At 70.9% G+C, this 14,411-nt stretch carries 12 protein-coding genes; 4 read left to right on the top strand and 8 right to left on the bottom strand.

The window, feature by feature from the left end:
* Nucleotides 1–58: 58 nt before the first annotated feature.
* The 3 genes from pncA to pncB all read left to right on the top strand — a co-directional run bounded on the left by pncA (nt 59) and on the right by pncB (nt 4,390).
* A complete protein-coding gene (pncA, locus tag KF887_00305; protein ID QYK41624.1) occupies nt 59–664 on the top strand; it encodes a bifunctional nicotinamidase/pyrazinamidase in 606 nt (201 codons plus the stop codon).
* A gap of 95 nt (nt 665–759) precedes the next feature.
* A complete protein-coding gene (locus KF887_00300; GenBank protein QYK41623.1) occupies nt 760–3,039 on the top strand; it encodes a response regulator in 2,280 nt (759 codons plus the stop codon).
* A 61-nt stretch (nt 3,040–3,100) separates the two neighbouring features.
* Nucleotides 3,101–4,390: a nicotinate phosphoribosyltransferase gene (gene pncB / locus KF887_00295; protein ID QYK41622.1), complete on the top strand. Its 1,290-nt coding sequence runs from the start codon at nt 3,101–3,103 to the stop codon at nt 4,388–4,390.
* A gap of 57 nt (nt 4,391–4,447) precedes the next feature.
* Here pncB and KF887_00290 read toward each other — a convergent pair whose 3' ends face one another.
* The 4 genes from KF887_00290 to KF887_00275 all read right to left on the bottom strand — a co-directional run bounded on the left by KF887_00290 (nt 4,448) and on the right by KF887_00275 (nt 9,257).
* On the bottom strand, nt 4,448–5,635 hold the full coding sequence (locus KF887_00290; GenBank protein ID QYK41621.1) for a TIGR03862 family flavoprotein: 1,188 nt from the start codon (nt 5,633–5,635) through the stop codon (nt 4,448–4,450).
* An 18-nt stretch (nt 5,636–5,653) separates the two neighbouring features.
* Nucleotides 5,654–7,630: an FAD-dependent oxidoreductase gene (locus KF887_00285; GenBank protein ID QYK41620.1), complete on the bottom strand. Its 1,977-nt coding sequence runs from the start codon at nt 7,628–7,630 to the stop codon at nt 5,654–5,656.
* A gap of 86 nt (nt 7,631–7,716) precedes the next feature.
* Nucleotides 7,717–8,364 (bottom strand): RNA pseudouridine synthase, encoded by a 648-nt coding sequence (locus KF887_00280; GenBank protein ID QYK41619.1) that lies wholly within the window; start codon nt 8,362–8,364, stop codon nt 7,717–7,719.
* Nucleotides 8,361–9,257 carry a homocysteine S-methyltransferase family protein gene (locus KF887_00275; GenBank protein ID QYK41618.1) on the bottom strand — a complete coding sequence of 299 codons (897 nt, stop codon included), beginning with the start codon at nt 9,255–9,257 and terminating at the stop codon, nt 8,361–8,363. The genes KF887_00280 and KF887_00275 overlap by 4 nt, the downstream gene beginning before the upstream one ends.
* A 147-nt stretch (nt 9,258–9,404) precedes the next feature.
* Between KF887_00275 and KF887_00270 the strand changes: the two genes are divergently transcribed.
* Nucleotides 9,405–9,830, top strand: coding sequence for a glyoxalase (locus tag KF887_00270; protein QYK41617.1), 426 nt, complete (start codon nt 9,405–9,407; stop codon nt 9,828–9,830).
* 2 nt (nt 9,831–9,832) lie between these two features.
* Here KF887_00270 and KF887_00265 read toward each other — a convergent pair whose 3' ends face one another.
* From KF887_00265 to leuS, 4 genes are read right to left on the bottom strand one after another with little or no spacing between them, the layout of a single operon-like run.
* Nucleotides 9,833–10,285 carry a GAF domain-containing protein gene (locus tag KF887_00265; protein QYK43373.1) on the bottom strand — a complete coding sequence of 151 codons (453 nt, stop codon included), beginning with the start codon at nt 10,283–10,285 and terminating at the stop codon, nt 9,833–9,835.
* Between the two features lie 14 nt (nt 10,286–10,299).
* Nucleotides 10,300–11,325, bottom strand: a complete 1,026-nt coding sequence (locus KF887_00260) for a DNA polymerase III subunit delta (protein ID QYK41616.1) — start codon at nt 11,323–11,325, stop codon at nt 10,300–10,302.
* A complete protein-coding gene (locus KF887_00255) occupies nt 11,322–11,813 on the bottom strand; it encodes a hypothetical protein (protein QYK41615.1) in 492 nt (163 codons plus the stop codon). Before KF887_00255 ends, KF887_00260 begins: the two co-directional genes overlap by 4 nt.
* Nucleotides 11,800–14,367, bottom strand: coding sequence for a leucine--tRNA ligase (gene leuS / locus KF887_00250; GenBank protein ID QYK41614.1), 2,568 nt, complete (start codon nt 14,365–14,367; stop codon nt 11,800–11,802). Before leuS ends, KF887_00255 begins: the two co-directional genes overlap by 14 nt.
* Between the last annotated feature and the right edge of the window lie 44 nt (nt 14,368–14,411).

The following is a 14,411-nucleotide window of genomic DNA, read 5'->3' as shown; positions in this document are numbered from 1 at the left end:
GCTTTCCATCGGCCCGCATGCCATGCCAAGCTTGGCGCCGGACCGCAGGAGGAACCCGATGCAGGCCGATGGCAGCGCCCTGATCGTGATCGACGTGCAACTGGATTTCTGCCCCGGCGGTGCGCTGGCGGTGGCCGATGGCGATGCGGTGGTGGGGCCGGTCAACGCGCTGATGCAGGATGCGGGCGCGGTGATCCTGACGCAGGACTGGCACCCGGCGGGCCACCTGAGCTTTGCGGCGAATCATCCGGGCGCTGCCCCCTTCAGCCTGACCCGGATGCCCTACGGCCCGCAGGTGCTGTGGCCGGTGCACTGCGTGCAGGGCACGGCCGGGGCGGGGTTCCACCCCGGGCTTGCCACCGACCGCGCCGATCTGGTGATCCGCAAGGGGTTCCGGCCCGGCATCGACAGCTATTCCGCCTTCTTCGAGAACGATCGCACGACGCCCACGGGGCTGGAGGGGTATCTGCGCAGCCGTGGCATCACGCGGCTGGTGCTGGCGGGGCTGGCCACCGATTTCTGCGTGGCCTATTCGGCGCAGGATGCCGCGCGGCTGGGGTTCGACGTGACGGTGGTGATGGACGCCTGCCGCGCCATCGACCTTGATGGATCGCTGGCGGCGGCGATGACGGCGATGCGGGGGGCGGGCGTGACGCTCGCCTGATCCGCGACGGCGCGGCGGCTGCCGCGATTGCGACGCAATCCTTTGCGAAGGTTTCTGCCGGATTCTTCGCGCAGCAGGATGACGGCGGACAGCACATGACCAGGGCTGAAGACAACGGTGTATCGCGGGACGCGCTGGAACGGTTCGAGCGGCGTTCCAGCCGGAACGGCCTGTTCCTGCGCTATGCGGCCGGGCGGATCAGGGGATTCGCCGCGCGCCAGGTTCTGACCGTGGTCGGCGCCGGTGCCCTGGCGGTGATCGAGGCCCCGTGGATCGGCGTTCTGGCCTTCCTGCTGGGTTTCGTGGGCGATGCCGTCGATTCGCTGTTCCTGCGGGCACTGCTGGCGCGGTTCCGCGACCGCGAGGTGCCCCGGCGCTGGCGCCGCGCGGCCCTGGTGATCGGCACCGCGCAGGGGGTGACCATCGCCGCCTCGGTCGTGCTGGCCTGGACGCAGTCGGCCGATCCGGCGATCGCGTTCTTTGCCACGGCCTTCCTGATCGGCGCCACGATCAACGCGGGCCTTGCGCGCCCCTATTGCGCACGGATGGCGGATCTGCGGCTGGCGCTGTTCGCCGTGACGCTGGCAGGGCTTCTCGCGCGCGATGCGCTGGCCGCGCCGGACCTTTCGGTCTGGCTGATGGGCGACGCCTATCACCTGATCGCCACGATCATGCTGTGCTATGCCAGCTGGAATTTCCTGCGGATCGCCGGGCGGGGGTTCCATCGCGGCATGGCGATGGAGCGGCAGCTGCTGGAGGATCAGCACGCGCTGGCGGTATCCACCGCCGCGCTGGCGCAGCGCGAGGCGCAGGCAAGAAAGCTGGCGCTGGTGGCCGAACAGGCGAATGACAGCATCATCATCTGCGATGCCGACGGCCGGATCGAATGGGTCAATCCCACCTTCACCCGGATCACCGGCTTTTCGGCGGAAGACGTGATCGGCCGCACCCCGGGCCAGGTGCTGACGTCCAACAGCAGCGCCCCGGAGGCGGTGAACGCCATCGTCGAGGCGCGCGCGGCCGGGCAGCCGTGGCGCGTGGAAATCCTGAACACCACCCGCGACGGACGGACCGTGTGGATCGAGACCAGCGGCACCCATGTGCTTGATGCCAACGGGCGCCCGCTGATGACGATCCAGGTCGAACGTGACATCACCGTGGCCAAGGAACATGCCGCCGCGCTGGCCGAGGCAAGCGCCCGCGCCGCCGCCGCGGCCGAGGCGCGGTCGCGGTTCCTGGCCACCATGAGCCACGAGATCCGGACGCCGATGAACGGTGTCATCGGCATGGCAGGGCTGCTGGCCGATACCGGGATCAATGACGAGCAGCGCGGTTACGTCAGCGCCATCATGGAATCGGGCCGGTCGCTGCTGGCGCTGATCAACGACATCCTCGACCTTTCCCGGCTCGAGGCCGGGGGGATGCAGATCGACGCGAAGCCGATGAACGCCACCGCCCTGGTGCAGGGCGTCGCGCGGCTGCTGCGGCCGCTGGCCGAGGGGAAGGGCCTTCAGTTCATCGCGCCCGGCCCCGAGGCGCCGGCGGTCTGGGTCAAGGGTGATGCCGGACGCATCCAGCAAGTGCTGACGAACCTGATCGGCAATGCCGTGCGGTTCACCCGCGAAGGGCAGGTCAGCATCGACCTGCGGGCACTGCCGGCGACCGGCGGCAGGGTCGCCCTGTCGATCGAGATCACGGATACCGGCGTCGGCATCCGGCAGGACCGGCAGGAGGCGATCTTTGAAAGCTTCACCCAGTCCGACAACTCGACCAGCCGCGAATTCGGCGGCACCGGTCTTGGCCTGGCCATTGCCCGGCAGCTCGCCCGGCTGATGGGGGGGGACATCACCCTGCGTTCGATCCCCGGCGTCGGATCGGTGTTCGTGCTGTCGCTTGTCCTTGCCAGGGCCGCCGCTCCGGGCGCGACGGCACCCGAGGTGGCGCCGGCGATCCCCCGGCTTGCGGGCCGCCGCATTCTGGTCGCCGAGGACAACGGCACCAACCGGCTGATCCTGCGCAAGCTGATCGAGCGCACCGGCGCGACGCTGGAAGAGGCGGTGAACGGCGCCGAGGCGGTCGAGGCCTATGCCCGGCAGCGGCCCGATTTCGTATTCCTCGACATGCAGATGCCGGTGATGGACGGGCTGGCCGCCGCCCGGGCGATCCGCGCCCACGAGGCCGGGGATGGCGGCGATCCGCTGCCGCGCTGCCCCATGGTGATGCTGACCGCGAACGCCTTTGCCGAGGATGCGACCGCCAGCCTCGGGGTCGGATGCGATGCCTTCCTGACCAAGCCCGTCATGCCCGCCGACATCTATGCCACACTCGACCGCTTCATCGGGCCGGACGTCATGCCGGTGCGCGGCGCTGCCTGAGGGCTTTTGACGCCGCCCGCTTCCATGGCTTATCACCGGTCATCCGAGGGAGAGGCCGAAGATGGATATCGCCGCGCGCGTCTGGAACCACCGCTGGAAGATCGACCCGATCGTCCGGTCGCTGATCGACACCGATTTCTACAAGCTCCTGATGTGCCAGTCGATCTATCGCAACCGGCCGGATACCACGGTGACCTTCAGCCTGATCAACCGCACCTCGGCGGTGCGCCTGGCCGATCTGGTGGACGAGGGCGAACTGCGCGAGCAGCTTGACCATGTCCGGTCGCTGCGCCTGACCCGCGGCGAAAGCACATGGCTGCGCGGCAACACCTTCTATGGCAAGCGCCAGATGTTCCGCCCCGATTTCATGGAGTGGTTCGAGGGCCTGCGCCTGCCGCCCTATCACCTGGAACGCCGCGACGGGCAGTACGAACTGACCTTCGAGGGCGCCTGGCCCGAGGTGATGATGTGGGAGATCCCGGCGCTTGCCGTGCTGATGGAATTGCGCGGCCGGGCCGTTCTGGAACGCATGGGCCGGTTCGAGCTGCAGGTTCTCTATGCCCGCGCGATGACCAAGCTCTGGGAAAAGGTCGAGCGCCTGCGCCGCATTCCCGGCCTGCGGATCGCCGATTTCGGCACGAGGCGGCGGCATTCCTTCCTGTGGCAGGACTGGTGCGTCCAGGCGATGATCGAGGGGCTGGAAGGGGCCTTCATCGGCACCTCGAACTGCCTGATCGCGCAGCGCCGCGACATCGAGGCGATCGGCACCAATGCCCACGAACTGCCCATGGTCTATTCGGCGCTGGCACGGGATGATGCGGAACTGGCGCAGGCGCCCTATCAGGTGCTGGCCGACTGGCACGAGGAACACGACGGCAACCTGCGCATCATCCTGCCCGATACCTATGGCACGGCCGGCTTCCTTGCCCGCGCGCCGGAATGGCTGGCGAAATGGACCGGAATCCGCATCGATTCCGGCGACCCGGCGGAAGGCGCGGAAACCGCGATCCGCTGGTGGCGCGACCGGGGCGAGGACCCGGCCACGAAGCTCGTGATCTTTTCCGACGGGCTCGACGTCGACCGGATCGAGGCACTGCACCGGCAGTTCGCCGGGCGGGTGAAGGTGTCGTTCGGCTGGGGCACCATGCTGACCAACGATTTCCGCGATCTGGTGGCGGGCGATGCGCTGGCGCCCTTCAGCCTGGTGTGCAAGGCCATCGCGGCCGACGGGCGGCCCACGGTCAAGCTGTCGGACAACCCCAACAAGGCGATGGGCCCGGCGGATGAGGTGGCGCGCTACAAGCGGGTGTTCGGGGTGGGCCCGCAGGTCGCGCGCGCCGTGGTGGTCTGACCGGGGGCAGGCGCGCACTGTCTTTCCCCGCCCGGACGGCGGCGGCAGGTCGTCCGGCTACCCGGCCGAGAGCGCGCGCCGGGCTGCCGCGAGCCCGGCATGCCGCCCGGTCGCCAGGCTGGCGGTCAGCAGATAGCCGCCTGTCGGCGCCTCCCAGTCCAGCATCTCGCCCGCGGCAAAGACGCCGGGCAGGGCGTGCAGGTCCAGCCCCGCGCCCAGACCCTGCGCCATGATCCCTCCGGCGGTCGAAATCGCCTCGTCCATCGGGCGTGGCGGTCCAAGCGGCACCGGCAGCGCCTTGATCCGTGCCGCCAGCGCGGCCGGGTCGGCGGGCAGCGGCCCGCCCCATTCGCGCAGCAGGGCGGCGGCAACCGGGCCGAGCCCCGCCTTGCGCAGGCGGTTGGCCAGGCTGTCGCCCGGCTTTGCCCGTGCCAGCCGCGCCGCGACGCCCGCCTCGGGCAGGTCCGCCATCAGGTCGACCGCAAGGCGCGCGCCATCGCGCAGGGCCCGCGATGCGGCATAGACGGCGCCACCCTCGATCCCCCGGGACGAGATCACGAATTCGCCGCGGTGGCGCATGCCGCCGGACACCACCAGGGCCGCACCCTTCACCGGCTGGCCGGCAAGCGCGGCCATATGCGGGGACCAGTCGATCCTGAACCCCATGTTCGCCGGCCGGAACGGTGCCAGCGGCACGCCGAGGCCGGCCAGCAGCGGCGCCCAGGCCCCGTCCGACCCCAGCCGCGCCCAGCTTGCCCCGCCCAGGGCCAGCACCGTGACGCGCGGCGCCAGCCGCGCGGGACCGGCGGGCGTGTCGAACCGGGCGGCGGTGCCGTCGAAACCGGTCCATCGCCAGCGCCGGTGCAGCACCACCCCCAGCCCGTCCAGCCGCGCGAGCCAGGCGCGCAGCAGCGGCGACGCCTTCATCGCCACGGGAAACACCCGGCCCGAACTGCCGGTGAAGACCGGCTGGCCAAGACCCCGGCACCACGCGGCGACGGCATCGGGTCCGAAGGAATCAAGGATCGGCGTCAGCCAGCCGGGCGGGTGATAGGCGGCGGCAAAGGCCGCCATCGGTTCGTCCCTGGTGATGTTCAGCCCCGACTTGCCCGCCATCAGGAACTTGCGCGCGGGCGAAGGCTTGGCCTCGGCCACCGTCACCGAAAGGCCGGCACCGGCCATCGCCTCGGCGGCCATCAGCCCGGCAGGGCCCGCGCCGATCACCACTGCCTCGGGCCTGCCCATCCGTCCTCCGCCGCGACGCTAGAGCGCCAGCGCCACCCGCCGCCCTTCATGAAAGGCGTATGGGGCCTGCCGGGGGGCGACGCAATCGCCGATCCGGTGCAGCCGCTTGCCCGGCAGGGTTTCGGGAAAGGGATCGAAGGCACGGTTCGTCGTGGCCACGACAAGGCCCGACGCGGCCACCGTCTCCTCCTCGCCGGTCAGCAGGCTGCGCAGCGTGGCGCCGTTGCCATGCCAGCGGGCGATCACGCTTTCGGTGCGGAAGCTCACCCCCAACCGGGCCAGCCGCGCCCGCGCCGGTCCGTCCGCCGAGGTGCGGACGATCTCGCGCCCGACGAACGGGTCGGGCGTGACCAGCGTGACGCGGTGCCCGCGTTCGGCCAGAGCCCAGGCTGTGCCCACCCCGCGCCAGTTGCCGCCCTCGTCCAGCACGACCACCGCATCGCCCAGCCGCGCCTCGCGCCGCATCGCATCCTCGGCCGACCATACGCCGCCCGCCTCGATCCCCGGCATCGGCCCGGCCCCCGGCAGCCAGCGCTGCCGCGCCTCGGGATCGGGCAGCGACCCGGTGGCGAGTATCACCTCGGTTGCCGGATGCGCCGCGATGTCGCTGTCCTCCAGGTAGGAATTCAGCCGCAGATCGACACCCAGCCGGGCAAGCTCGGCCTCGTACCAGCCCAGAAGGTCGATGATCTGGCCCCGGCGCGGCTGCATCCCGGCCAGCCGGAACTGCCCGCCGACGCGGGCGCCCGCCTCATGCAGTTCCACCCGGTGCCCCCGTTCTGCCGCGGCCCGCGCCGCCTCCAGCCCGGCGGGGCCGGCGCCCACCACCAGGATGTCGCGCGGGGTTGCGGCGGGGCTGAACCGGTCGCCGCCCCATTCCCATTCGCGCCCCGCAGACGGATTGATCAGGCAGGAAATCCAGTAGTCACGCGACCGCCGCCCCCAGCACATCTGGTTGCAGGAAATGCAGCCGCGCACCCGTTCGGCCCGTCCCGCCGCCACCTTGGCCGCCCAGTGCGGATCGGCGATCTGCCCCCGCACCACCGACACCAGGTCGGCCTGGCCCGCCGCAATCACCGCCTCGGCATTCTCGGGCGTGCGCACATGCGCCTCGGAGGTCACAAGCGCATGTGTCACCGCGCCCTTCAGCACCGCCGTCACCGGCGCCGTCAGCTTTTCTGCGAACAGGAAGGTCGGCATCAGCCGCTCGAAATCCAGATAGCCGCCATGGCCGCAGGTTACATAGTCGATGTGCCCGGTCGCATCATGCAGCGCCACGATCTCGGCCAGCGCCTCGACCCCCAGCGTGACGTCATGCGCGTCCGAGGTGGATACCGCCAGTCCGATCACGAAATCCTCGCCGCAGGCCCGGCGGATCCCCTCGACGATCCGGCGCGAGAACCGCGTGCGGTTCTCCAGGCTTCCGCCCCATTCGTCGTCGCGCGTGTTGCTCCAGGGTGTCCAGAACTGGTCAAGCAGCGAATGATAGGCCGCCCAGACCTCGACCCCCTGAAAGCCCCCGGCCTTGCAGCGGACCGCCGCCGCCACATGCGCCGCGATCAGTTCCTCGATCTCGGTCACGGTCATGGCGTGGCTGCCGTCGCTGTCGTGATAGCTGGGGTGGCCCGAGGGCGACCAGTGCGGCGCAAAGCTCAGGTCCGAATCGCCATGCGCCCCGATGTGGTAGAGCTGCTGCAGGATCACCGCGCCCGCGTCCCTGACCGGTTCGGTGACGGCCCGGAAATGCGGGATCACCGCATCGCTGGAATGCCGGAAGTTGCCGCGCGTCAGGACGCCCGTGCGGTGCACCGGCATCGGTTCGGCCACGATCATCGCGGCACCGCCCAGGGCCCGCTCCAGCAGGTAGGCCCCGAACTGCCGCCCGGGCAGGCCATCCACCGCCATGTTCGCGGTATGCGCGCCGAACACCACGCGGTTGCGCAGCGTGTGGCCCCGCAGGCGGACCGGCGACAGAAGGCGGGAATGCTGGGTCATGGCGGGCCTCGCGTTTGCATCATGATCGCCGGGGCGCCGCGCCGGGCTTGCCCGAAAGCGTCACGACAGGCGGCGATTGCGCGGTCTCAGAACGGCACCGGGCTGTCGAACACCACCGCCGCGCCGGTCGCGGGATGGGCAAATCCCAGCCGCGCGGCATGCAGCATCAGCCGGGGCTGGTCTGCCGCCGCCCCGCGCGCGTAAAGCGGGTCGCCCAGGATCGGATGGCCAAGTTCCAGGCAATGCACCCGCAGCTGGTGGCTGCGCCCGGTGCGTGGCCGCAACTCCAGCCGGGTCTCGCCGGGGGCCCGCCCGATCACCCGCCAGTCGGTCACGGCGGGGCGGCCCGTCTCGTGGTTCACATGCTGGCGGGGGCGGTTGGGCCAGTCGACGATCAGCGGCAGGTCGATGGTGCCGCCCTCGCCCGCCACGTCGCCCCAGACCCGGGCGACATAGACCTTTGCGGTCTCGCGCCGCTCGAACTGTCCGGCCAGCGCCACCTGCGCCGCGCTCGTCCGGGCAAAGACCATCACGCCGGACGTATCGGTATCCAGCCGGTGCACCAGCAGCACGCGCGGATAGGCCCGCATCAGCCGCGCGATCAGGCAGTCCGCCTTGTCCGGCCCCTTGCCCGGAACCGACAGAAGCCCCTCGGGCTTGTCCACCACAAGGACATGGTCATCGGCATGGATGATGACCGGATCGCCCGGCGGCGGGGCATAGCGATAGGTCATGCGATCTCGTGCCCGGCCGCGCGCAAGGCCCGGGCCAGCGTCGCGATATGCGCGGGCCCGACCTCGCAGCAGCCGCCGACGATGGTCGCCCCCTGCGCCACCCAGCCCATCGCCATCTCGGCATAACGCTCTGGCGTCAGGTCGTGGCGGGCGGTCAGGGCATCGACGGTCGGGCTGTTCTGCAGGAACGCCGGCGATATGTGGGTGAATCCGTTGGCATAGGCGCCGAAGGGCAGGCCCAGCACCGACAGCGCGTCCAGCGCCGCCGCCATCGCCTCGGGGACCGAGCAGTTGGCCAGAACCGCCGCCGGGCGGTGCGCGGCCACCAGCGGCGCCAGCTCGGCCACCGCCTCGCCCGACCGCAGGCGCGTGCCGTCGGCATCGTCCACCGTGACCGACAGCCACACCGGCCGTCCCGCCGCCACCGCCCCGCGCAATGCGCCCTCGGCCTGCGCGACCGAGGCCATCGTCTCGCACAGGATCAGGTCGACATGCGGCCCCAGCAGGCGGGCGATCTCGGCATATTTCGGCGCGGCAACCTCGGGGGGCGGGCAGGTTTCGGGCCGGTAGCTGGCGACCAGCGGCCCGAAGGACGCCGCCAGCCGCCCCGACCCGTGCGCGTCGCGCGCCGCCTGCGCCTCGGCCAGCGCGGCCATGTGCAGCTCGGCAAAGCGGTCGTCCAGACCGAAGCGTTCCAGCCGGTCGTGGTGGATCGCATAGGTGTTCAGCGTGGCCACCGTTGCCCCGGCGGCGAAATAGTCGGCATGGATCGCCCGCACCAGCCCCGGGTGATCCAGCATCACCCGCGTCGCCCACAGCGGCGTCGGCGCATCGCCCGATCGCGCCACCAGTTCCTGCCCCATGCCGCCGTCCAGAAGCGTGATCGCCGCCATGCCGCCCTCCCATGCCTGTCCGTGCTGCCTAACCCCGCGCGGCCCCGGGCTGCAACCGGCTTTCCCCACCGGGCCGACATCGCTGCCGCGCGGGGGTGCCGGCCGCGGGGGTTTGACAGGCGCGATCCGGCCCGCCACGGTCGCGGCATGGACTATGAAACCGCCCCCGCCCCCGTGTTCGGCCGGTCGCTGACCGGCATCACCCTGAACCTGCTGGTGCCCGATGCCGCACTGCATGCCGGGTTTCTGGCACGGGTGTTCGGCATGACCGTGCATCGCGCCAGCCGGGATTTCGCCATCGTGCTGCACGCGGGCCAGCCGCTGCAACTGCACGCCGACGCCACCTTCGCGGCGCATCCGCTGCATGCGCTCCTGCCCGAGGCGGGTCCGCGCGGCGCGGGCGCCGAACTGCGCCTGCACGAGGCCGATCCCGACGCGGCCTGCGCCCGTGCCGCGTCCGAGCCGGGCGCCATGGTGCTGGACGCGCCGCGCGACAAGGCGGCGCATGGCCTGCGCGAGGCGGTGATCCTCTGCCCGGCGGGCTATGCCTGGGTGCCCAGCCGCCGGTTGTAGGGTCAGGCGGCGTCGCGGAACAGCCGGTCCAGAATCGCCTGCAACGCAGCCGCGTCCGCCGCGTCAAAGGCGGCGGGCGTGTCGCTGTCCAGGTCCAGCACCGCGATCAGGTCGCCCCGGCCGTTGCGGACCGGCAGCACCAGTTCCGACCGGGTCGAGGCCGCGCAGGCGATGTGGTCGGGAAATGCCTCGACATCGGGCACGATCTGCGCCGTCCCGGTCCGCGCGCAGGCGCCGCAGACCCCGCGCGCGAAGGGGATGACCAGACAGCCGTGGCCACCCTGGTAGGGCCCGATCTTCAGCAGCTCCGGCGCTACCACACGGTAGAACCCCGTCCAGTCGGCCAGCGGATGTGCGTGGTGCAGTTCGCAGGCCACGGTCGCCATGATCGCCACCGCATCCGTCTCGTTGTGGCACAATGCGTCCAGCGTATCGGACAATCCCTTGTAATCCATATCCATTCCCCGTGTCAGCCGCGCCCGCCCGCGGTCATGGCCAGCCGCAGCAGCGCCCGTTCGACAAGCGCATGGCCCGGCGCCCGCGACGCCGATCGCAGCGTCAGGTCGGTCTCGATCAGCACCGACAGCGCCGCCTCAAGCCGCCGCGCGCCCCAGCGGCCCGCCTGCGCGACCATCGCATCGCGGGCCTTGAACGGCACGCCGCGCATCCGCGCGATGGCCTGCGCCGCGCCACCCGCGTCCGCCGCCGCCGCGTGCAGCATGCGGAAATACCGCAGCGCGCCGATGCAGATGGTTACCGGGGCCACGCCCTGTCCTTCCAGCCGCCGCATCAGCGGGCCCACCGCGCCGGCCTGTCCCTCGGCCGCCGCGCGGATCACCTCGTCCACCTCCGCCTCGACCGTCGCGGGCGCCAGTGCCGCGATCTCGTCCGGCGTCAGCGGCGTCGCGTCGCCCAGCTTGTACAGCGCGATCTTCTCCAGCGTCTGCCGGAAATCCCCGGGCTCCAGCGCACGCGCCAGCACCTCCAGTTCCGCCAGCGCCGCGGGGGCGATGGTGCGCAGTCCCGCGCGGGCCAGTTCGGCCTCGATCTCCTCGCGGCCCGGCGGATCGTCCCACAGCGCGATGAACACACAGTCGCGGCGGCCCTCGAACACCGCCTTCAGCGCCGACTTCGGCGTCAGCGCCCCGGCCGTCACCACCATCTGCGCATCGCCGGGGCGCCAGTCGGCCAGCGCCGCGCCAACCACATCCGCCAACCCGTCGCCCGCATCCTCGACCAGCACCGCCCGCCGCCCCGGAAAGAACCCCTGCGCCCGCAGCCCGTCCGACAGCAGCGCCGGATCGCGCCGCAACTCGGCGGCCGCAATCCGCGTCAGCCGCATCTCGGCCTCGCCCGACGGCCCGACGATGGCGGCCACGGCCTCCTGCCGCTTCAGCGCCACCCGCATCGGATCGGCCCCCGACAGCAGCAGCCCCGCATGGGCGGGGTCGGGCGCCGCGCAGTAGCGCGCGGCGGCGGCGCCCTTCAGGTTCACGGCGTCCCCGTCAGGCGTCGCGCATCGGCGATGATTCGCGTCACGATCTGGTCCGCCAGAATCCGCATCAGCCGCGCCTGGGCGTCCTCCTCGGCCGCCAGCGCGGCCACGGTGGACCCGGTCGTCGAATAGCTGGTGAAGCTTTCGGCGCGGCCCGAAAGCCGTTCCACCCCGGTCGCCTGCTCGACCAGCCGCCAGTCCACCCCCCCGGTCAGCGTATAGCGCGTCACCGCGCCCTCGGGGGTGATGCCCACGCCCAGCGGTTTCGTGCGGATGGCATAGTCGATCCGGAACAGCGGCGCCTCCGGGCTGCCCAGCCGGTCCTCCAGCCGCGCCACAAGGTCAAAGGCCGCCTTGTCGCCGGGGTCCGCGGTGCCGATGCGGCCCTGCAGCGCGGCCGCCCCGCCCTGCGGCGCATAGGCGGGCGCAAAGCCGCAGCCCGCGGCCGCCAGACACAGCAGCAGGGTGCGGCGGTCAGACCACGACATTGACGATGCGCCCCGGTACCACGATCAGTTTCCTCACCGGCTGTCCCGCCAGGAACCGGATCACCTGCTCGTCGGCCAGCGCCATCCGTTCCACATCGGCGGCGGCCATGTCGCGGGGCACGCGGATCTCGCCGCGCCGCTTGCCGTTGATCTGTACCGGCAGGACGATCTCGTCCTCGACCAGAAGCGCCGGGTCGGCCTTGGGCCAGGGGGCCATCGCCACCAGCCCCTCTCCCCCCGCCATCGCCCAGACATCCTCGGCCAGATGCGGCACCATCGGCTGCATCAGCTGCGCCATCACCCGCAGGCTGTCCCGCCGCGCCGCGGGGCCCGCGTCCGAACGCGCCACGGCGTTGGTGAAGGTATAGAGCGCCGCGACCGCCTTGTTGAAGGCAAACCCCTCGATCCCGGCCGTGACATCCACGATGGCGCGGGCGGTGGCGCGGGCCAGGTCCTGGTCGGCGGGCATCGCCGGGCCCTCGGCGCGCGATGCCTCGTCCGCCAGCCGCCACACCCGCGACAGATGCTTGGCGGCCGCCTCGGCCCCGGCCGAGGTCCATTCGACATCGCGTTCGGGCGGGCTGTCCGACATCACGAACCAGCGGGCGGTGTCGGCGCCGAAACTGGCGATGATGTTCATCGGATCGACGACATTCTTCTTCGATTTCGACATCTTGGCCGAGGGGATCACCTCGACCGCGGTGCCGTCCCGCAGCGTCGCGCCCTCCTCGCCGCGGATCACGTCCTCGGGCAGATGGTACACCGGGCGGCCCGCCGCGTCGGTCGTGCGGTAGATCTCGTGCGTCACCATGCCCTGCGTGAACAGCGCATTGAACGGTTCGGCGGCCGAGGCCGGCAGGTGGCCGGTCCTGACCATGGCCCGGGCAAAGAACCGCGAATACAGCAGGTGCAGGATCGCATGCTCGATGCCGCCGATATACTGGTCCACGTTCATCCAGTAGGCGGCTTCCTGCGGGTCGGTCGGCGTGGTCGCGCGGGGCGCGGTGAACCGGGCGAAGTACCAGGACGAATCGACGAACGTGTCCATCGTGTCGGTTTCGCGCTGCGCGGCCCCGCCGCATTGCGGGCAGGCGCAGTTGCGCCAGGTCGGGTGCCGGTCCAGCGGGTTGCCCGGCACGTCGAACGACACGTCATAGGGCAGTTCGACCGGCAGGTTCTCCTTCCGCTCGGGCACCACGCCGCAGGCCGGGCAATGCACCACGGGAATCGGGCAGCCCCAATAGCGCTGGCGGCTGATTCCCCAGTCGCGCAGCCGGTACTTGGTGACGCCCCGGCCATAGCCATGCGCCTCGGCATGGGCGATGGCGGCATCGACCGCCTGCTCGCCGGTCTGGCATTCCTGCCCGGCAAAGCCGCGCACATACTGCACGAGAAAGTCCTTGGCCGGCACCAGGGCGCAGGTGAAGGGGTTCATCGCGGCCTGCGGCGGTGTCAGGTCCATCGGCACGAAGACCGGGATGATCGGCAGGCCGTACTTCGTGGCAAAGTCGAAGTCGCGCTGGTCATGCGCCGGGCAGCCGAAGATGGCGCCGGTGCCATAGTCCATCAGGATGAAGTTGGCGATCCAGACCGGCAATTCCCAGTCGGGGTCCAGCGGGTGCTTCACCCGGATGCCGGTGTCGAATCCGATCTTCTCGGCCGTCTCGATCTCCTCGGCGCTGGTGCCGCCCCTGCGGCACTCGGCGATGAACGCCGCCACGCGGGGGTCTGCCTCCAGCGCCTTGGCCAGCGGGTGATCCGGGCTGATCGCGGCAAAGGCCGCGCCCATCAGCGTGTCGGGCCGGGTGGTATAGACCTCAAGACGTTCAAAGCCTTCCGGCGCCCCCACGGTGTCAAAGGCAAACTGCAGCCCGCGCGACTTGCCGATCCAGTTCGCCTGCATCAGCCGCACCTTCTCGGGCCAGGCGGTCAGCCCCTCCAGCGCGTTCAGCAGCTCCTCCGAATAGTCCGAGATGCGGAAGAACCACTGCGTCAGTTCCCGGCGCTCGACCGCCGCGCCCGACCGCCAGCCCTTGCCGTCGATCACCTGCTCGTTGGCCAGAACGGTCATGTCCACCGGGTCCCAGTTGACCACGGCGGCCTTGCGATAGATCAGCCCGGCCTCCAGCATGTCGAGGAACATCGCCTGCTGCTGGCCATAGTATTCCGGGTCGCAGGTGGCGAATTCGCGGCTCCAGTCGATCGACAGTCCCAGCGGCTTCATCTGCGCGCGCATGTCGGCGATGTTGCCCCAGGTCCAGTCCTTGGGGTGGCCGCCCCGTTCCATCGCGGCATTCTCGGCGGGCATCCCGAAGGCGTCCCAGCCCATCGGGTGCAGCACGCTGAACCCCTGCGCGGCCTTGGTGCGCGCCACCACGTCGCCCATCGTGTAGTTGCGCACGTGCCCCATGTGGATGCGCCCCGAGGGATAGGGGAACATCTCCAGCACATAGTACTTGGCCCGGGCCGGGTCGGCCTTGGCGCGGAACACGCCCGCCTGTTCCCAGGCTGCCTGCCATTTCGGTTCGGTGACGGCGGGATCGTAGCGCGACATCGGGCGTCCTTCGGTGCGGTTCCGGGGCGGAATTACACCCCCGG

The sequence above is a fragment of the Paracoccaceae bacterium genome (assembly GCA_019454225.1).
Taxonomy (GTDB): domain Bacteria; phylum Pseudomonadota; class Alphaproteobacteria; order Rhodobacterales; family Rhodobacteraceae.
This window is presented reverse-complemented; position numbering and strand designations above follow the sequence as displayed.